This window comes from Alphaproteobacteria bacterium (genome assembly GCA_023898745.1).
Classification (GTDB): Bacteria; Pseudomonadota; Alphaproteobacteria.
The window spans coordinates 501445-522259 of sequence record CP060237.1; the positions used below are offsets into that span (position 1 = coordinate 501445).

The 20815-nt window shown below is 40.2% G+C and carries 17 protein-coding genes; 11 read left to right on the plus strand and 6 right to left on the minus strand.

Features of this window, described 5'->3' with window-relative positions; all coding sequences use genetic code 11:
* Positions 1 to 18 precede the first annotated feature (18 nt).
* On the plus strand, positions 19 to 2583 hold the full coding sequence (gene uvrA, locus H6850_02485) for an excinuclease ABC subunit UvrA (GenBank protein USO01960.1): 2565 nt from the start codon (positions 19 to 21) through the stop codon (positions 2581 to 2583).
* Here the strand turns inward: uvrA and H6850_02490 are convergent.
* Both H6850_02490 and H6850_02495 read right to left on the minus strand, forming a co-directional pair.
* A complete protein-coding gene (locus H6850_02490) occupies positions 2576 to 8014 on the minus strand; it encodes a hypothetical protein (GenBank protein USO01961.1) in 5439 nt (1812 codons plus the stop codon). The genes uvrA and H6850_02490 overlap by 8 nt on opposite strands.
* Positions 8011 to 8742: a hypothetical protein gene (locus H6850_02495; GenBank protein USO01962.1), complete on the minus strand. Its 732-nt coding sequence runs from the start codon at positions 8740 to 8742 to the stop codon at positions 8011 to 8013. The genes H6850_02490 and H6850_02495 overlap by 4 nt, the downstream gene beginning before the upstream one ends.
* Before the next feature lie 119 nt (positions 8743 to 8861).
* On the opposite strand from H6850_02495, the gene H6850_02500 reads away from it, so the two are divergent.
* The 10 genes from H6850_02500 (at position 8862) to H6850_02545 (ending at position 17304) form a co-directional block, all read left to right on the plus strand.
* Entirely contained in the window at positions 8862 to 9689 is an 828-nt protein-coding gene (locus tag H6850_02500) for an AAA family ATPase (GenBank protein USO01963.1), read from the plus strand.
* Between the two features lie 142 nt (positions 9690 to 9831).
* Complete coding sequence (locus H6850_02505; protein ID USO01964.1) at positions 9832 to 11076, plus strand: MFS transporter; 1245 nt, start codon at positions 9832 to 9834, stop codon at positions 11074 to 11076.
* A 139-nt stretch (positions 11077 to 11215) separates the two neighbouring features.
* Complete coding sequence (locus tag H6850_02510; protein USO01965.1) at positions 11216 to 11920, plus strand: F0F1 ATP synthase subunit A; 705 nt, start codon at positions 11216 to 11218, stop codon at positions 11918 to 11920.
* 25 nt (positions 11921 to 11945) lie between these two features.
* Positions 11946 to 12161 carry a F0F1 ATP synthase subunit C gene (locus H6850_02515; protein USO01966.1) on the plus strand — a complete coding sequence of 72 codons (216 nt, stop codon included), beginning with the start codon at positions 11946 to 11948 and terminating at the stop codon, positions 12159 to 12161.
* Between the two features lie 3 nt (positions 12162 to 12164).
* Positions 12165 to 12626, plus strand: a complete 462-nt coding sequence (locus H6850_02520) for an ATP synthase F0 subunit B (protein USO01967.1) — start codon at positions 12165 to 12167, stop codon at positions 12624 to 12626.
* Complete coding sequence (locus H6850_02525) at positions 12613 to 13035, plus strand: hypothetical protein (protein USO01968.1); 423 nt, start codon at positions 12613 to 12615, stop codon at positions 13033 to 13035. The genes H6850_02520 and H6850_02525 overlap by 14 nt, the downstream gene beginning before the upstream one ends.
* A gap of 274 nt (positions 13036 to 13309) precedes the next feature.
* The gene (locus H6850_02530) at positions 13310 to 14059 is read left to right on the plus strand and encodes a hypothetical protein (protein USO01969.1); all 750 of its coding nucleotides are present in this window, start codon (positions 13310 to 13312) and stop codon (positions 14057 to 14059) included.
* Complete coding sequence (locus H6850_02535; GenBank protein ID USO01970.1) at positions 14056 to 14859, plus strand: hypothetical protein; 804 nt, start codon at positions 14056 to 14058, stop codon at positions 14857 to 14859. The genes H6850_02530 and H6850_02535 overlap by 4 nt, the downstream gene beginning before the upstream one ends.
* A 163-nt stretch (positions 14860 to 15022) precedes the next feature.
* Positions 15023 to 15694: a hypothetical protein gene (locus H6850_02540; protein USO01971.1), complete on the plus strand. Its 672-nt coding sequence runs from the start codon at positions 15023 to 15025 to the stop codon at positions 15692 to 15694.
* Positions 15691 to 17304, plus strand: coding sequence for a hypothetical protein (locus tag H6850_02545; protein USO01972.1), 1614 nt, complete (start codon positions 15691 to 15693; stop codon positions 17302 to 17304). Before H6850_02540 ends, H6850_02545 begins: the two co-directional genes overlap by 4 nt.
* Positions 17305 to 17371: 67 nt before the next feature.
* Here the strand turns inward: H6850_02545 and H6850_02550 are convergent, their stop codons facing one another.
* The 4 genes from H6850_02550 to H6850_02565 form a co-directional block, all read right to left on the minus strand.
* The gene (locus H6850_02550) at positions 17372 to 17788 is read right to left on the minus strand and encodes a hypothetical protein (GenBank protein USO01973.1); all 417 of its coding nucleotides are present in this window, start codon (positions 17786 to 17788) and stop codon (positions 17372 to 17374) included.
* Between the two features lie 166 nt (positions 17789 to 17954).
* Positions 17955 to 18389 (minus strand): dUTP diphosphatase, encoded by a 435-nt coding sequence (gene dut, locus H6850_02555; protein ID USO01974.1) that lies wholly within the window; start codon positions 18387 to 18389, stop codon positions 17955 to 17957.
* 124 nt (positions 18390 to 18513) lie between these two features.
* Complete coding sequence (locus H6850_02560) at positions 18514 to 19722, minus strand: IscS subfamily cysteine desulfurase (protein ID USO01975.1); 1209 nt, start codon at positions 19720 to 19722, stop codon at positions 18514 to 18516.
* Complete coding sequence (locus H6850_02565; protein ID USO01976.1) at positions 19712 to 20815, minus strand: cysteine desulfurase; 1104 nt, start codon at positions 20813 to 20815, stop codon at positions 19712 to 19714. The genes H6850_02560 and H6850_02565 overlap by 11 nt, the downstream gene beginning before the upstream one ends.

Sequence of the window (20815 nt, forward strand, 5' to 3'; positions counted from 1 at the left end):
TACATAACCATACATCCCATGTCATACATCAAAATTAAAGGTGCGCGGGAGCATAATCTCAAAAATATCGATATCAATATCCCCAAGGATCAGCTTGTGGTGATCACAGGTCCCAGTGGGTCAGGCAAATCATCACTAGCATTCGATACCATTTATGCAGAAGGGCAGCGCAGATATGTCGAGAGTTTGTCAGCGTACGCAAGACAATTCTTGAATATTGCAAAGAAACCGGATGTAGATTCTATTGAAGGGTTGAGTCCAGCCATTTCCATTGAGCAAAAGACGGTGCATAACAATCCGCGCTCAACTGTGGCAACGATTACTGAAATTTATGACTATCTCAGACTTCTTTACGCACGTGTGGGCATACCGTATTCTCCTGTAACAGGAAAGCCTATCAAAGCAATGACGCCACAAGAAATTGTGAACCTCATCATGAAAAAAGCCCCGAAAACTAAGTTTACAGTTCTTGCGCCTGTTGTGCGAGACCGTAAAGGTGAGCATGCGAATTTATTGCGTGATATTCAAGCTAAAGGATTTTCACGAGTTAAGGTGAATGACAACTATTATGAGCTTGAGGATGTGCCGGTATTTGAGAAAAATAAAAAGACCACAGTGTCTGTGGTGGTAGATCGTTTGGTGATGGTGGAAGGCGCAAGCGCATCGTCATTACGAGGAGCTTCGCTCCGTGATGATCCAATGGATGGCCACGCTCCGCTCGCCATGACGAAACCTCTTCCGCATGATGACGAGGCGGTAGAGCGTTTTACGTTACGCCTCACCCAATCCATCGAGCAAGCTCTTGAACTATCCGACGGTCTTGTTGTCATCGACAATATCGATGCAAAGACGTCAGACCTATATTCCTCCAAATTCTCTTGCCCCGAAAGTGGTTTCTCTATCGCAGAAATTGAGCCACGCATCTTTTCCTTCAACGCTCATGCAGGCGCATGTAAAGCATGCCAAGGTTTAGGGTTCATCGAAGAAGGGTGGTATGAAAAAGTCACATGTGAAGAATGTCAGGGCTATCGTCTCAAAAAAGAGAGTCTGTTGATTAAAATTAACGATCTTCATATTGGGCAATTTTGTGATATGTCCATCAGTGAGGCGCATCAGTGGTTGAATACACTGAAATTTTCACGCCAGCAAATGGATATTGCGGGGCCGGTTCTCAAGGAAATCGAGAATCGTTTGGGTTTCTTGGTGAATGTAGGACTGAGTTATCTCACCCTTAATCGTATTTCCGGCACATTGTCTGGTGGAGAAGGGCAGCGCATTAGGCTAGCCTCTCAAATTGGGTCGCAATTAACAGGTGTATTATATGTGTTGGATGAGCCATCTATTGGCTTGCATCAGCGCGACAATGATCGTTTGATCGCGACACTCAAGAAAATGCGTGATCTAGGTAATACCATTATTGTGGTGGAACATGATGAAGACACTATGTTGGCAGCAGATTATATCTTTGATATTGGTCCAAAAGCTGGAATATATGGTGGCGAAATTGTTGCCGAAGGCACACCTCAAGAAATTATGCAAAATGATAATAGTGTGACGGGGCAATATTTGTCTGGCAAAAAGATGATTCCTGTTCCGAAAAAGAGACGCAAGGGCAGTGGAAAATCTTTGGTGGTGAAAAATGCACAATTACACAATTTGAAAGGAATGGACGTAGAATTTCCACTTGGCAAGCTGATTTGTGTGACAGGCGTTTCAGGCAGCGGCAAATCTTCGCTTGTGATGGGCGAATTATGTAATGGCTATAATAAAGGTCATCAATTCCTCACTGGCGTTCAGTACACGGATAAATTGATAAAAATAGACCAAAAGCCAATTGGACGCACACCAAGGTCTAATCCAGCCACATATATTGGGGTATTTGATGAAATTCGCCAATGGTTTTGCGCATTGCCAGAAGCAAAAGCACGAGGATATTCTCCAGGGCGATTCTCTTTTAACGTGCCAGGTGGAAGGTGTGATGCGTGTGATGGTGATGGTACCATTCGTGTATCCATGCACTTTTTGCCTGATACATTTACGGTGTGTGAAACATGTGATGGTCGTAGGTATAACAAACAAACGCTGGAAATCTTCTATCGTGGCAAAAACATTGCTGATGTCTTGAGTATGAGTATAGATGAGGCATGTGCGTTTTTTGATGCACACCCAAAGATTCGCAAGAAACTGGAGTTTTTGCAAAGGGTAGGGTTAGGCTATCTCCAAGTTGGCCACTCTGCGACGTTATTATCTGGTGGTGAAGCGCAACGTGTAAAGCTTGCTAAAGAACTCGCGCGTAGCTCCACCAAAGATACAGTTTATGTCTTAGACGAACCTACTACAGGTTTGCATTTTGATGATGTGAAAAAACTGTTAGAAATTCTCCACACGTTTGTGGATAACGGCAGTACAGTTATCGTGATTGAACACAACCTCGAAGTGATCAAAACCGCCGATCATGTGATCGACATGGGTCCTGAAGGTGGTGCTGCCGGCGGCACTGTTGTGGCCAGCGGCACACCTGAGGTTGTTGCGAAGAGTGGGGAGAGTGTAACGGGAGTGTTTTTAAAGCGGATGGTTATTTAAGTGCGTTAATTGCTTTTTCTCGCGCTCTTAGTTCCATCAGTTTTACATATGCGTTTCGCCAAGGCGCTACGTCGCTATATGTTACGCCTTTTACGCCAGGAAGCGCTGTGAAAGCGTGGGCTGGCTCTACATTAAACACTGAAAATTCTTCTGGTTGGAGTGCGAGTGTCCCAAAATGAGTACGTATCTCATCTCTCCCTTTGGTTTTATACCATTCTGTAGCCTCTGCCGTATTTTTAGCTTGATCAACCTCTTGCGTAATAGCCGTTGCAATTACAGTATATAAGCGATTCCTCTCACTAACAGCAGTTGAAATTTCAGAGTCAGTTTGAGCTTGAATGCGTTGATACTCATCTGCTCTATACTTAACTGCTGCAACATAAGCTTCAGCTTCTTGTCGAAGGTCATCATCTGAAATTGTTTTTTCTGCAGCCTTCAACGCTTCAGTTGCCTTTGTGATTAACTCTGCAAAAGATAACTTCGCCAATGTTTTAGCTTTTTCTTTAGTAGTAGTAGTAGAGGAAGTTACGGCTGTGAACTTTTTAGCAATATCTTCTTGAGCAGAATCTATATCTGCATCAGTTACTGTTACAAAACCATTTACAATGTGATCAAGAGCTGTGAAATTTTCAAGCGCATCCGCTAAAGTTTTTTCTGCTGCCTTAGAAGCGTCTTCATCTTTTAAGAGTTTAGCTACTATAGCCTTAGCTATAAGTGTTTGAATTTCTTTCAACTTCTCTTGGGTGACAAACGATTCTACTAGTACCTCCGAGGTGTCTGTAGTTTGAAAACTCGTTCTAAGCGTATGCTTTTTCTGTTTTTGTGTTGTGAAAAATTCAGCAGCTTGAGTTTTGATAGCTGCGTAGCCACCTCTACCATCATCACCTGATAGTAGTTTTCCTAACGTGTCAAGTTCTCCGATTTTAGCCGCATTCTTGCTATAAATCTCCGCATTCAACGCACTCACAGCCTCTTTTGCTTTTGTAAAGATACCATCTGTATCTTTCGTTGCTTCAGTCATAGCCGTATTAAACTTCGCAACTCTTGCTTCAAGAGCTGCCATTAAACGTTTAGCTTCAAGTTGAACATCAGCTTTTGTTAAGTTATCAGCTTTTTTAGCTTCATTTAGTGCTGTTTCAGCCTCGTTGCGTAGATCCTCAAAGGACATTTTTGCTGTTTTAACAGCTTGCGCTTCTTGCTCATCAGATTTTGTTTTGCCTGTTGCAGCTTCAGACTTTTCTGCATCTGTTAAAGATGCTTTAACTGCAGCATCATCTGCAAAAGTGCCTGTGATGATTGCATCAAGCAACGTGTAGTGTTTTTCTGCAGCTTCTAATGCATCACCTGCAACTTTACGCAAAGATCCGTCACCTGTATCAATGATTCCAGCAGTGTTTGCGCGTGTATCTAGCTCACCTCTCTTAGTTGCTGTAGATAGCGTTTCAAGATCAAAGTCCATTATATCACTTGCATGATCAGCTTTTCTCACTTGAACAGTCTTTGCAGCTCTTAGCTTTTTTGCAGCTTCGGCTTGAATGTTGGCATATGTTCCATCTTGGTCGTCTGCACCAAATGCCGTGGTCAAAGTTGTATGTTGAGATGTGATGATAGAAGCTTTTGTTCTGATCTCACTGTACAATGCATTTGCTTTTTCTGTAGCATCTTTAAATGCTCCAGTTTTTGCAGCTTCTAATGCCTCTGTAAACTTCTTTGCTCTTGCAGCAAGGATGGCTACAGCTTTTTTAGCAGCATCAAGTTTCTTTAGATCTGATCTTGCATCAGTTACTGCAGTTTCAGCCTCATTTACAAGTGTTGCAAAGTCTTTCCTAGCATTTGCTTTTGCAGCTTTCTTTTTATCAGCATCATTTGCTTCACCTGTTGCATCAAGTTCTTCTGTTGTTAACTCCGCATCCGTTGGATCGCTTGCGTATTTTGTGCGAATCAATACAAGTTTGTCATAAGCTCCTTTTGCAGCTGTTACAGCGCTGTCAGCTCCTGTGTAAACCGTATCGCCTGTTCCAATGCCAAGATCTGCAGCTAACTTGAGGAATGCAGCTTGGTTGAATGCATGGATCTCTGTCTCTACAGCTGTATCATTGTCAAGGTTGGATTTGAGTTGAAGTTTTTCAGCAGTGTCTAGGGCTGTGTCGGAGTCTTGTTGAGTCTTTTTGTAACCTACATTACTTGCGCTTGTATCTTCAATTGCTTTTTCTAACGTGTCAAGTTCTCCGATTTTAGCCGCATTCTTGCTATAAATCTCCGCATTCAACGCACTCACAGCCTCTTTTGCTTTTGTAAAGATACCATCTGTATCTTTCGTTGCTTCAGTCATAGCCGTATTAAACTTCGCAACTCTTGCTTCAAGAGCTGCCATTAAACGTTTAGCTTCAAGTTGAACATCAGCTTTTGTTAAGTTATCAGCTTTTTTAGCTTCATTTAGTGCTGTTTCAGCCTCGTTGCGTAGATCCTCAAAGGACATTTTTGCTGTTTTAACAGCTTGCGCTTCTTGCTCATCAGATTTTGTTTTGCCTGTTGCAGCTTCAGACTTTTCTGCATCTGTTAAAGATGCTTTAACTGCAGCATCATCTGCAAAAGTGCCTGTGATGATTGCATCAAGCAACGTGTAGTGTTTTTCTGCAGCTTCTAATGCATCACCTGCAACTTTACGCAAAGATCCGTCACCTGTATCAATGATTCCAGCAGTGTTTGCGCGTGTATCTAGCTCACCTCTCTTAGTTGCTGTAGATAGCGTTTCAAGATCAAAGTCCATTATATCACTTGCATGATCAGCTTTTCTCACTTGAACAGTCTTTGCAGCTCTTAGCTTTTTTGCAGCTTCGGCTTGAATGTTGGCATATGTTCCATCTTGGTCGTCTGCACCAAATGCCGTGGTCAAAGTTGTATGTTGAGATGTGATGATAGAAGCTTTTGTTCTGATCTCACTGTACAATGCATTTGCTTTTTCTGTAGCATCTTTAAATGCTCCAGTTTTTGCAGCTTCTAATGCCTCTGTAAACTTCTTTGCTCTTGCAGCAAGGATGGCTACAGCTTTTTTAGCAGCATCAAGTTTCTTTAGATCTGATCTTGCATCAGTTACTGCAGTTTCAGCCTCATTTACAAGTGTTGCAAAGTCTTTCCTAGCATTTGCTTTTGCAGCTTTCTTTTTATCAGCATCATTTGCTTCACCTGTTGCATCAAGTTCTTCTGTTGTTAACTCCGCATCCGTTGGATCGCTTGCGTATTTTGTGCGAATCAATACAAGTTTGTCATAAGCTCCTTTTGCAGCTGTTACAGCGCTGTCAGCTCCTGTGTAAACCGTATCGCCTGTTCCAATGCCAAGATCTGCAGCTAACTTGAGGAATGCAGCTTGGTTGAATGCATGGATCTCTGTCTCTACAGCTGTATCATTGTCAAGGTTGGATTTGAGTTGAAGTTTTTCAGCAGTGTCTAGGGCTGTGTCGGAGTCTTGTTGAGTCTTTTTGTAACCTACATTACTTGCGCTTGTATCTTCAATTGCTTTTTCTAACGTGTCAAGTTCTCCGATTTTAGCCGCATTCTTGCTATAAATCTCCGCATTCAACGCACTCACAGCCTCTTTTGCTTTTGTAAAGATACCATCTGTATCTTTCGTTGCTTCAGTCATAGCCGTATTAAACTTCGCAACTCTTGCTTCAAGAGCTGCCATTAAACGTTTAGCTTCAAGTTGAACATCAGCTTTTGTTAAGTTATCAGCTTTTTTAGCTTCATTTAGTGCTGTTTCAGCCTCGTTGCGTAGATCCTCAAAGGACATTTTTGCTGTTTTAACAGCTTGCGCTTCTTGCTCATCAGATTTTGTTTTGCCTGTTGCAGCTTCAGACTTTTCTGCATCTGTTAAAGATGCTTTAACTGCAGCATCATCTGCAAAAGTGCCTGTGATGATTGCATCAAGCAACGTGTAGTGTTTTTCTGCAGCTTCTAATGCATCACCTGCAACTTTACGCAAAGATCCGTCACCTGTATCAATGATTCCAGCAGTGTTTGCGCGTGTATCTAGCTCACCTCTCTTAGTTGCTGTAGATAGCGTTTCAAGATCAAAGTCCATTATATCACTTGCATGATCAGCTTTTCTCACTTGAACAGTCTTTGCAGCTCTTAGCTTTTTTGCAGCTTCGGCTTGAATGTTGGCATATGTTCCATCTTGGTCGTCTGCACCAAATGCCGTGGTCAAAGTTGTATGTTGAGATGTGATGATAGAAGCTTTTGTTCTGATCTCACTGTACAATGCATTTGCTTTTTCTGTAGCATCTTTAAATGCTCCAGTTTTTGCAGCTTCTAATGCCTCTGTAAACTTCTTTGCTCTTGCAGCAAGGATGGCTACAGCTTTTTTAGCAGCATCAAGTTTCTTTAGATCTGATCTTGCATCAGTTACTGCAGTTTCAGCCTCATTTACAAGTGTTGCAAAGTCTTTCCTAGCATTTGCTTTTGCAGCTTTCTTTTTATCAGCATCATTTGCTTCACCTGTTGCATCAAGTTCTTCTGTTGTTAACTCCGCATCCGTTGGATCGCTTGCGTATTTTGTGCGAATCAATACAAGTTTGTCATAAGCTCCTTTTGCAGCTGTTACAGCGCTGTCAGCTCCTGTGTAAACCGTATCGCCTGTTCCAATGCCAAGATCTGCAGCTAACTTGAGGAATGCAGCTTGGTTGAATGCATGGATCTCTGTCTCTACAGCTGTATCATTGTCAAGGTTGGATTTGAGTTGAAGTTTTTCAGCGGTGTCTAGGGCTGTGTCGGACGATGTTTGAGTTGTCTTAGAGCTTTTAATTGTTGCGTCAAGTGTATTAAGTTTCTCCGCTCCTACAAAACTCTCAACCTGTCTTTCCAAGGTAGATCCTGCTGTAGCATCTAGCGCCTTTAGTTCCGTAGCTACCGCTTTACCAACTTTTCCAATCTCTTCAGCTATTATATCAACAGGATCTAACGCTTTCTCAGATTCATCTATATGCAGACCTGCTTTAGGAGCTGTAAGTTTTAACAAATCAGCAAATTTCATCTTATCATTCGCAGCTTGCAAGTCTGCCTCTGCATTACTCACCTTAGAAAATGCGTTGGTATGGCTTCTGAGTTCAGCAACTATCTCATCCTTTGCTTCTATTTTTTCTTGAACCAGTTTAGCTCTTGCTAAAAGCGTTCCTTTAACTGTAGTTGTGTCTGCATCATAAATTCCTGCACTATCAAATGCTGTTGTATCAGAAGGCTTCACCTTGTCATCGGCAAGAAATTCGCCGATACTTTTCTCAGTAATTTCCAACTGTTCTCTGCTGAATACGCCAGTTTCAAGTGTTGCTCTAAAGCCATCTGGGTTAAGAATAGCTCTTTCAGCTGCGTATCTTGCTGTCATAACTTCATCGGCATTAGCTGAGGCGTTAAGATTAAGTATAAATAAGATCATAGCAGTCCTCCTGATTCAACCAAAATACCTACAGATACTTTGTGATTTGTTTTTGATTTGATTTCATTAACGGTTATATTTTGGATTCTTTGATTTTTGTCAGCTTTACCTGCTGTCAAATCAAATTCCTCATCCGCTCTTAGGTAGAGATCTTTTTTTAATGTTGAGCTTCCAATACCATATTGGTAAGCTCCAACAACATGGATGTGATTCATGACTTTGTATTTTAGCTCTACGCCAGCAAAACCATTATAGAACTTGTCTGCATGAGGCGATTCTCCACCAAGATTATTGCTGTCAGAGAGATAAACAGCCTTATCTTCAAACTTTGGAGCTTTTGCGCTTGCCTTCATATTGATTTTATTCATACTCCGCATTTGAGCGCCGAAAATAAAAGAAGCTACAAGTTTATTCATAACTTCGTACCCAATGCCAAACTTAACTTGACCAAGGTCTTTTACATCAGATTTTAGGAATGCTGCCGCATTGCCTGCGATTTCAGCTTTGGCATGGATTTTTCCTTGTTGCCAGGAAATGCCTCCAGATAGAAGCAACAAAGGTAACTTTCCATAATCACAATCTCCAAAAGTTACTTCAGGTTTTGTTTTTGCTCCGCCAGGAAGAGTTATCTCTTCTTCCGTAGCCTTAATCTCCTTTGAAGGCACATCTACCGTTGCAGCGCCTCCCATAACAGCAACGAACCAGTCGAAGCCTGTTCCTAAAAACATGATATATATCCATTTTCTCCATTATATATGATGAGGTTAGCAAACCTGCTGTAAAAAAACAACACACTTTGTTTTCACGTTTTGATCTTGCTACACTTTAAAAAAAAGTACTGAAAAAAATGAAAAAGCCATATGTAATTGTCTTGGGCAATGAAAAGGGTGGAACAGGGAAGTCCACTTTGTCCATGCATCTTATAGTAAGTCTCTTGAGAAAGGGGCATAAAGTTGGATCTATAGATGTAGACGCGCGTCAAGGCACCTTGACCCGATATTTTCATAACAGAAAACGTCACCTTGAGAATAATCCATCTGCGAAGTTGCCGATGCCAGAGCATCATGAGTTGCACAAATCTGCAAATGATAATGTGACACAGGCACATAAAGAGGATGAAGAGAATTTTGCAGCGCTTATGGAAAAATTATCGCATTGTGATTATGTTGTGGTGGATACGCCAGGTAATGACACATATTTGTCACGAGTAGCGCATTCGTATGCATCTACATTAATTACACCGATTAATGACAGTTTTATTGACTTGGATATGTTGGTGCGTGTGAATGATAATTCTAAAGATGCCAAAGATATTAAGCCAAGCTTATACTCTCAAACGGTTTGGGAGCAAAAAATGAAAAAAGCCAAGCGTGATGGTGGGCAAATTGATTGGATTGTAGTGCGTAATCGTTTGAGTAATTTGAGTTCAAATAACAATATGGAGATTGAGAAAATCCTGAGCGCGCTTGCGCCACGCATTGGATTTCGTTTGATTTCAGGGTTTACAGAGCGTGTTATATTTAAAGAATTGTTTTTGCAAGGTGTGACATTGTTGGATTTGATTGAAATCGGAATGCAAATGCGTTTGTCACACATTGCCGCACGAAATGAGCTGGCTGTTTTGATTAAGGCTGTGTTTTCCAGTCAAGACCGCGTGGAGAAGCGGGCGGGGTAGTTCGTCATCACGAGGTGCGTAGCGCTGTGGTGATTCATGGATGGCCGCAGTCCCTTCGGGACTTCGCTAGGACGGTGCGTTTTGCGTCTTTACAAATTCCTTATAAAATGCAAAATTATAAATCATACCCAGATGAAAAACCATGAAGCAATTTAAGTATTGGCAAGCACGTATTTTTGCATCAATTTTCATTGGATACGCTGGGTTTTATCTGATTCGTAACAACATTTTTTCTTATGCATTTCCTTTGCTCCAAAAATCTTTTGGATATTCAAACTTCGATATTGGTGTAATTATCACATTAGGCAATTTGGTTCATGCATTTGGCAAGGGTATTAATGGGTTAATTAGTGACCGTGTGAACGCACGATATTTTATGTCATTTGGGTTACTTGGATCTGCTTTAATGGTGATGTCAATGAGTTTTTCTCAGTCGTTTACATCTTTAGTCTTATTATATATGTTGCATCAGGGCTTTCAATCTATGGGGTGGCCACCATGCGCTAAGCTGCTTTCAAGTTGGTTTACGAAGCAAGAGCTTGGCCTGAGATGGTCGCTTTTGAATGCATCGCAACAATTTGGTGGGTTGGCTGCTTACTTTGTTGTGGCCTTTGTGATGTGGATGTTTTCTAAGGATTGGCATTTTATCTTTTTTGTTCCTGCATTTTTATCTTTATGCGCAGCATTATTTTTGTTTGTCTTTTTGCGAGATACGCCAGAATCTATGGGCTTTGAATCTGTCTGCAAGACAGATAAAAAGATCGATTTGTATGACTGGAAGGTTCTTAAGAAGCTTGTGTATAAGAATCCTCTCGTATTATATGTGTGTTGTGCAAACTTCTTCTTATATTATGTGCGCATGTCTCTTATTATATGGGCGCCTAAGTTTTTGGCTGAGTTTAAGCAGGTAAAGACGTTAGCAACAATTACGAATCCAGCGATGAAAGATGTGTGTGCTGTTGTTGGTGGGATTGTTGCTGGGTATATCTCAGACCATATTTTTAAAGGCGATCGCGGTATTGTAAGTACGATCTACATGGTTGTGATCACTATTCTTATCTTTGTGTTGTGGCAACTTCCTGGGGGTAATGCAACGCTACTGATGTTCCTTATGGGGGCGATTGGCTTTTTCTTAACAGGACCGCAAATTTTGATAGGGATATCAGCAACTGATTATTCTGATAAAAGATTGTCTGGAGCCGCAACGGGGCTTACAGGATTTTTTGGGTATGCGGGAACGGCGTTGACGGGCGTAGGTTCTGGTTGGTTGTTAGATCATTTTGGATGGAATGCCTTTTTCTTTGTGGTATGTGTTTCAGGGGTGTGTGCGAGCGCATTTTTGGCGCTGGCTTGGTATAAGCGCTTGAATCATGACAAAATGGTGTAGTGAGGCGCATTAATTACCGTCATCCCGGAGCGAGCCAAAGGCGAGAATCCGGGATCCACGTAAGATTTAATGGATCCCGGGTCTTTAGCTACGCCAAATCCCGGGATGACGACGTTCCGGAAAGGAGATAGATCACACAATGGCATCGCCACTTGATCAGTTCAAAATTATAACACTTGTTCCGCTGAAGTTTGGATCTATTGATATTTCTTTCACCAACTCTTCTCTTTGCATGTTGATTGCAGCAGTTCTATGCATTGCGATTCCTTATATGCTTTTGAATGAGAAGCGATTTGTGATTGTGGATACCTTAATGGAATTTGTGAGAACGATGACAGAAAAGTATATTGGTGACATGACCTATTTTCCTTTGGTAATATCGTTATTTTTATTTTTAGCACTTTCCAATTTAATTGGTGTTATTCCGGGCGCCTTCACAACGACCAGCCACATTTCAATGACCTTATTTTTGGCTGCAAGTATGTATCTCTTTATTATAGGGTGCGGTTTTTACCACAATGGACTTGGGTTTTTTCGTATCTTTTTCCCTAAAGGTATTCCAGTTTATGTGGCGCCATTGTTGATTCCTATAGAGATTATTTCGTTTTTTACCAAACCTATAAGTCTTGCTGTGCGGTTATTTGCAAATATGTTAGCAGGGCATATTATGGTGAAAATTTTCGTAGGGTTTTCTGTTTTGTTAGGTCTAAATCCATTTTCGCTTCTCCCGATTGGTGCTAACGTTCTCTTAATTGGGTTTGAAGTATTTGTTGCAGTTATTCAAGCATACGTCTTCACTTTGTTAACTTGTCTTTATCTAAACGATGTCCTAAACTTACATTAGTAGGGAACAATAAACGCATCAGACCATGGACATCAAGCTTTTATCCGCTGCAATTGCACTTTTGCCACTTATCGGCGTGGCTCTTGCTTTGGGGCGTATTGCCTCATCTGCAATCGACTCATCTGCAAGAAACCCGTCTGCCAAAGATGATCTTTTTAACAAAATGATGTTAGGTCTAGCCTTTACAGAGGCAGTGGCCTTATTTGCGCTTGTTGTTTCCATACTCATTTTGTTTAGCTGATACATGCTTCCACAATTTGATGTTGCGACATTTCCGTCTCAATTTTTCTGGTTAACCATAAGCTTTTCTATTGTCTTAGGGGGCATGGTGTTTTTAGTGTTGCCAAAGTACAAGAAAATGTTGAGCAAAAGGCTTTCTAAGCTCAAAAATGAGGTTGATACAGCGGTATATTTGCAACAAGAGGTGATTACGCTTAAGAAAGAAAAACTCAAGCAAATTGAAGAGGCGCAAGAAGCGGCAAAGCAAGAGATAGAAGAAGCATATCAAAAGATTCATCACGAGCAAGTTGAAACTATTAAGGCAATTAAAAAAGAGCATGAATTGATGATTAAAAAGCTTGAAAAATCTATCGAGCAGCAAAAACAAAACATTTTAGAGCACGTCAAGCCATTTATTGCGGAAAATAAAGATGAAATTATCAGCAAAATCCAAAGTATAAAAGGTATCAAAGATGCAGCATCCTGAATTTTATATTTACACTTTATCTTTTAGTCTATTTTTCGTTATGTTCATTTCTATCATGCGTAAAAAAGGTGGGGCATTTTTCAAAGATAAGCAAAAGCAAATGGATAACTTTCTAGAAACAGCGCGATACCTGCAACGTGTATCACTGGGATATATTATGGAAGAAAAAAAACCTGATGGCGATCTTAAGAAAACACTGAAAATGATTCAAGATGAGTCAAAGCAGAAGGTGAAGGAGATTCAAGCCATGTCTTTAGCTGAGATAGAAGAGCAGGGGCGTAAGTTGAAGCAACAGTTGAATTCACGCATGCGCATTATGAACTCTCGGTTTATTAATGAGACGAAAGAAGAGTTGGTGAAGGCATTGATGGAGCAGGTGAAGAAAGAGATGTCGCAGCGAGCCTCTTGAATAGCGTTGTGCGCCGTCATGGCGAGCGAAGCGTGGCCACGTCGCTGCGCTTCTCGTGATGACGAAATTCAGCATGACAGGACCTCCCGCAACACGCTCCGGCATCCTGAGCCGAAGGCGAAGGATCCTCCTAAGACAAACTCAAAAAGACCCCTCTTTCACTTTGTTCGATCAGGATAACAATATTTAATACTTTAACTTCAAATTAACCATTTTTTTGCTTGCAAGCGAAATTTTCGTTTGGTATATTTAGCTATAATCAGATAAGTAAAAAATGAGTATGTTAGGTATCACAGGTTTAGACTGGTTTGTCTCCATTGCAGGCGGATTCTCCAAGTTAGATGATGACAACAATAAAAAAATTGAATTAGCAAGTAACCCATTTAAGGCAACAGTAGAAAGAGTTGAAGCAGGTAAACTACCTTGGATTCCTGCATCTTTGGGATTGTCTTGGAATAAAGGACGTTTGCACACAAGGCTTGAGGTTGCAGGCAACGTTGCAGCAGCTGCAAGCAGTGCGGATGTGAAAGATTTGGGACAAATTAAGTTTACTATTGGTATGCAAGCGACAGATAAGCTTGTGATTTCTGGGTTGGTTGGAACGCAGATGTGGAGCGTAAACAAGATGCATGTGAAATTGAGCGCACCTGCAATCCTCCCAAAGAAAAGTGGTGGAACTAAAACTGGTGCCGATTTGACTGATGGGGGTTTTTACCTGTCTGATAAAAATGAGAATGATGGTAGTGTTTATTCCTCTCGTTTTCGTAATTTTTTTGGCGGTGTTGAGTTGAAATATCAGTTAAAAAAGCATGTTTACTTAATAGGATCAGGGCAGTTTGGACTAAATCAGACTAAAGACAAAAAAGATCTTTATTTAATTGCAAGTCAAGATATTAATAAAGCTTCAGGGTCAAAGCATGCAAAAGGCGTTTTATTTCCTAATAGTAATATTAGTGAGGTTGTTTCAAGGATGAAATACAAATTTTCCGTTGGTCTGTTGATCGAATCGGGAGGTATTTTATGATTTTACATTTGATTTGTAGTGATAGTGATCTTGATTTTGATGCTGCATATGCTACACAGGCGGTTTCTCAGCAGCGAGCTCGACAGATATTAGTTGATGAATTGCATAACTCTCCTGAGCGGAAAGTGGCAAGTGTTACAAAGGCATTTGCAAATGCTAACGCAAAAGTTCCTGAAACAGTTCTGCACGCTGTAACACAAAGAAAAACAACTTTAGAGACAGAAAGAACACAGTTAACGCAAGAATTTGGTAAAGTTGCAAAAGCAGATCTCGCCTTAGTGCAAAAGGATTTCCAGGCATCTGAAATTAATCACAAGGGCAGTCTTGAGGATTTTATTGCAGGAAAAGAAGGTGTATCTGTTGAAGATATGAGAGCTGCGCTTACGTTTATCAATGAAAAGGTAGCGACTAAAAAAGCTATGCAGGAACAGTTAAAAGCATTTAATGCTGGCGGCGCAAGAGCGCAAGATTTTGCATTGGTTGCAGTAGATTTGCAAGCCCATGATTTTCTTGGTAAAGATGAAGCTGGAAAGTTAGCAAAGTTGATTGCTGGTCAGGGCGTTACTCTTGACGACATGCAGGCTGGAGCAAGATTGATAGAAGGCATAATTGTGGCGAAGGGGAGTGATAGTGCAGCGCGCACACAAGAACGTTCGAGCTCTAATGAGCCTACAAGGGGTTCAGGAAATAACAGAGAACTTGGCGTTTCTACACGCACTCCTAACAACACATCTTCTAGTAGGGGTAACGGGCCACAAGGGGGCGGTTGTTGCACTAGTGGTCCTTGTGTAGTTCAATAAGAATTATTGCTTGGATAAAAGTAAACATGTTGAGTTTTTGCACAATATGTTTAAAGACTCTATTATTAAAATTTCTCTATATTTTCTTTCCCCTTAAAAATAATTTGATTTAAATCAAATATCATGTTATAATAACTGCAAGTATATATTAACATAAATATTTATGATTTTTGATTGGTTTATTTCTCTTGGAGGTGGTTTTTCCAGCTTACAAGATGCGGAAGCAATGTCATTTTCGCAAAATCACTATAATGTCACAGCGCAACAAGGTAAAACAGATAAACTGATATGGTTTCCATTATCTGGCGGAGTTACGTTTTATAAAGCGCCATTTCAGATGAGCTGTGAAGTTACAGGAAATGCTGGGGTTTTGGCAGCAGGTGATGTGAAAGATCTAGGTCAAATCAAGCTAGCAGCTGGATATCAAATAACCCAAAGATGCACGCTTTCTGGTCTATTAGGTGCGCAATTGTGGCGTTTTTACCGAGTGGATACGCAAGTTAGTTCATCAGATGTTGGGTTTAAAGATAAAGCCTTTTATCTTTCAGATGAAAATAAGTTCAAAGGAAAGGTTTATACACCGTATTTTTGGAATTTATTCTCTGGGCTTGAGGTAAAGTATCAATTGAAAAAACATGTGTATTTAATAGGTTCAGGACAGTTTGGTTTTAATGCAGCTTCAGTTAAGAAAGATGCTTATCTGATTGCGAAGCAAGATATCAAGGCGCTCGCAATTGAAGGTGTGTCCCTTCCTCAAACAACAAATGATTCTATGGCTTCAAAAATGCGATATAAAATTTCTGTTGGCATTTTATTAGAAGGAGGTGTTTTATGATTTTATTTTTATTTGCTGGTTTACCAGAAGCACCTTTAGCAACAGAATTTCGTTCAGATGTTATCGCGCAACTATCACAAATTGAAGATCAGCAAGAAAGGCAAGCGGCTTTAAGTGACTTTGAGCATGTCGTTGTTGATTCGTTGTCATCTAAGGAGGTGGAAGATCTAGGCGCAAGCTTATCTAAAGAGTCTATAAATGAAGAGTTTATAAAAAAACTCAATAAAGACGTTGAAAGAATACAAGACCAAAAAAGACGTTTAAGAGATCAAATTGATACATTTCGTTCTGCAGATTTTGAAATTATTGCAGCAGATTGGCTAAGTTCTGGAAGAAAAGAGCGCGGAGATTATGTAAGAGATGATTCTCTCACGTTAGAGGAGTTGCAAGATTCTGTTGAGTTTATCCGTGAGACGCTTGAAAGAAAGCAAAAGCTCATAGAGCAGCTCAAAAATTTTCCAGATTTTAACTATATTAAATCTGACTGGATGCAAGAAAGAAAAAGAGATATAAACCTTTATGCAGACGATGAGTCTCTAACACTCCAAGATCTAGAGGTTGCATTTAATTTTTGTAAAGATCGGGTTGTGAGAAAGCGAGCACTAATAACAGAGTTAAAAAAGATGAAATCGAATCCGAATTTTTCTTTAATACACAAAGATTGGCAAGAGTTTAAAAAAGATAAAGCGGATTTTGATAAATATGTTGTTCAAGAAAGAACAGTTGAAGAATTGCAAGAAGTGTATGAGTTTTTCAAAAAAACAGGAGCGGAAATACTGGCTCTAGTTGGGCGCTTGAGAGAAGCATATCAAACGCCTTTTGTTCTAGATGCTGTAAGATTAGGTTTATATAGTTTTATGCAAGCAAATTCCATAACTGATTTTATTGCATACGTTGAAGGCGGTAGAGCACTTTCGGAGTTAAAGAAATTGAATAACGCATTTTTAAAACAAGATTTAAATAATGAACCTGAATGGACTGCGAATGTTCAGAAAAAAGACGCATTGCAAAATCTTCTAGTAAATCATTTTGCATTATTAAATGAACACGACAAGGCATTGCTTAAAAAATGGATGGAAAAAACCACAAAGAAAAAAGATGCAACAGCAATTAATGTATATACTGATCAGGAGCTTAAAAGTTATATTGCGTCAAGTAGTCGAGAGTTGTCTCAACTGCAAATTCTTGCATTTGCTATTGGTAAAATTAAGGCAGAAGATAATATTCAAGCCGATAAAAGAGCGATTGCTAGAGAGTTAAGAGATTTATATTCTGAAAAACTTAAACAGCGCGCTCCTCTTGAATTATTAAGGTTTATACTAAAGAATCGTTTTACCGATTTGAAACTTGCTGATAGAGCGTTGCTTAAAAAGTGGATAAAAAACGTAACCATTGATAAGATTGAAGCGGTAATAGATGCTTATACAGATGAGCAGCTAAAAACATATATTGCGACAGAAAAAAGAAAGTTGTGGCAGTTGCAAGTTCTTGCATTTTCAATTGGAGCAATTCCTGAAGATGATATTTTGGCAAGCGGCATAGCAGGCAAAGATAGTAAAGATATTGCTAGAAAACTAAAAGTTGAATATACGTCATCACGAAGCGCTTAGCGCCGTTGTGATCCGGTGTGGATGACCACATCCGCCTTCGGCGGATTCATCATGATGAATACTCATCTCACCACAAATCCTTCAAAGGCACAAAACCTTTAAGCCGTTTTTCCCCTACCATAACATAGGCAAATTCACCTTTTGTGCTTTTAATTTGCACGAACACGTTTTTATGAAGTTGAGCAATAGTTCTCGAATGGTTTGAAGCACCATCGTACAAATGCGTATTCTTTATTGTAATTGCACGGCGATATTTTGTGCTGAGATAGCATTTCTTAATCCATCCAAGTTCGCCATCTACGCATAACACACGACACCAGTTATCAAACTCTCCAATAACCTTCACAGGATAGTTTTTTTGTGACAAGATATGCATCAACGGATAGTTTGTGCCAGGCCCTTTAAAGCGCTGAACTTTTTTTGTGTTAGTGGCAGCGAAATATTCAACTTTTTTTGCAACCGCATCTGCGAAGAGGAAGAGCATCATAATGACCTGCCGTTATCACGAGACGTATAAAGCCCTCCGTCATCACGAGGCGCATAAAGCTCTCCGTCATCACGAGGCGCATAGCGCTGTGGTGATCCAGTACGGATGGCCGCAGCCCCTTCAGGGTTTCGCCATGACGAAGTTATAATGCATGCTCTAAACATCACACCCCCGTAGATCCAAAGCCACCAAAGGCTCTTTGTGTATTGTTATCCAACTCTTCCACAATTTCTAATTTTACAGGTGTAATTTTTGCTACAACCATTTGTGCAATACGCATCCATGGTGTAATAACAAAATCTTCTTCACCAAGGTTGATTAAAATCACTTTTACTTCTGCACGATAATCTGCATCAATTGTTCCAGGTGTGTTTAAAACTGTAATCCCATGCTTTAGGGCCAAGCCTGATCTAGGCCTGATTTGTGCTTCGTAGCCCTTGGGTAATTCCATGCAAAATCCTGTTGGAATTAACGCGCGCTTTCCCGGTTTTAAAACTTGCTCTTCTTCAATAGACGCGCAAATATCCATGCCCGCACTGTCAGGTGTTGCAAATTTCGGGGTCGGAACATCAGGGTGCAGTTTTTTAATATAAAGCATGGTTTTTCATATTTATAAATATATTTCATTAAACCATAAAATGTTCGTCATGGCGAGCGTAGCGTGACCATCCATATGGATCACCACGGCGCTATGCGCCTCGGTGATGACGGTTCGGCAGGCGTTAATGCCCAACCCAATTGATGCTCTTGATATCAATCCCTTGCTTCGCCATATCATATAACGGGCTCATCTCACGAAGACTTTTAACTTCTTTAATAACGCGGTCAATTGTATAATCTACTTCTTCTGGTGTGGTAAATCTACCTAGTCCAAATCGTAAAGAGGTATGAGCTAAATCCTCACCCACACCAATAGCCTTTAACACATAAGAGGGTTCTAGAGATTCAGAGGTGCAAGCAGATCCTGAAGATATGCATAAATCTTTTAGTCGCATCATCAAGCCTTCACCTTCAACATATGCAAAGCTTAAATTTAAATTTCCAGGCAGACGTTTTTCTAGATCACCATTCAGATATACATCCTCGAGGTTGTTCATAAGCGCATCATAAATTTTCTTTTGAAAGCTCTTCAAACGTTTTTGCTCTATAGTCATCTCTGCTTTTGCAATTTCACACGCTTCACCAAGCCCTACACACAAAGGTGTTGGCAAAGTTCCTGAGCGCATGCCTCGCTCTTGTCCGCCACCAGATAAAATAGATTTAATACGTACACGTGGTTTTTTACCTACATATAAGCATCCAATACCTTTTGGTCCATAAAGTTTGTGTCCGGAAATACTCATCAAATCAATGTTCATCTCTTTGACATCTATAGGAATTTTTCCTACAGCTTGCGCTGCATCCGTGTGGAAAAAGATCCCTTTTTCACGGCAAATTTCTCCAATTTGTTTGATAGGCTGTATAGTTCCAATTTCATTGCTGGCTGCCATGATAGAGACAAGCTTTGTATCTGGGCGAATAGCTTTTTTAAATTCTTTGATGCAGATAATGCCGTTAGATTTTACAGGTAAATATGTTACATCTGTGCCTAAACTTCTGCAAGTTTCCAAAACGCATTTATGCTCAATTTGACTTGTAATCACATGACCTTTATAAAAGTTATGAACACCCTTTATAGCAATGTTATTACTTTCTGTTGCGCCACTGGTGAAGATAATTTCACTTGGGTGTGCATTAATTAAAGCAGCAATTTGTTCTCTTGCTTTTTGCACAGCTTCTTCTGCTTCCCAACCATACTTATGATTTCTAGAATGTGGATTTCCAAATTTTTCTGTGAAATAGGGTAGCATTTTATTTAATACGCGCGGATCGCAGGGTGTGGTAGCTTGATAGTCTAAATAAACAGGAAGCTTGATAGTTTTATGAGGCATATTTTGCTTGACTCCTTCCTTTGAGTTTTTGTGTCGCTTCTAAGAAACGATGAACTTCTTCTAGCGTATTATCTGTGCCTAGACTGATACGTATAAAACAATCTGCAAGTTTTTTTGAAAAACCCATGCGCTCCAAGTTCTCATTTGTTTTCATTGTACCTGATGAGCATGCAATACCCAAGGATAAACAAAATCCTTCAATATCATAGCTCATCATTTGCGTTGAGCTAAGTAGATTAGGTGTGATGAGGCCGATTGTGTTAGGTAAACGAGGCGCATCTTGCCCCACAATGATAGCGTCTGGATAAATTTTTTGTAACTCTGTTTCAAACGTAGCGCGTAATTTTTTTACATAATCCCAGCTTTCATTTAGCGTTTCAGTTAGCGCCTGCGCAAATGCTAATGCGCCATAAACATTGATTGTTCCAGCTCTTTTATAATTTTCTTGTCCGCCACCAATCATTAAAGGTTGAAGTTTCAAGGCTGGCTTAAGCGCTAACATGCCAATACCAAAAGGGGTGCCAATTTTATGACCCGACAACGAAAATCCATCTAGTTTGTCCCATGGAACCTGCGTTCTCCCCACAGCTTGAACACAGTCAGAAAAAACAAAACCTTTAAATTTATGTGTAAGCTCTATAATTTCTTCAAGTGGTTGTAACACCCCGGTTTCGCTAACCGCTGCTGTGACACATACTAATGCTTTAGGGTATTTTTGCAGCAGATGTTCTAAGGCTTGTAAATTTATGACACCATTTTTGTCTACACGACAGATAAGCTTGTCTTCGCGAACATTAAAAACAGAAGGATGTTCAACAGCAGAAACGATTACAGGACCTTTATAACCTTGTAAAACTGTATTGTTACTTTCTGTTGCGCCGCTTGTCCAAATAATATTTTTGGTGTGAATCGAGAGTGATTTTGCAACAGATGTGCGAGCATTTTCTAGCTTCTTTTTCATAAAAGCGCCTTGTGTATGAATAGATGAAGGATTGCCTGTGTATTCATACATTTCAGCTAACAATTTTTTAACTGAACTTCTTATGGGGCGTGTTGCATTATAATCAAAGTAAATAACTTTTTTTTCTACCAT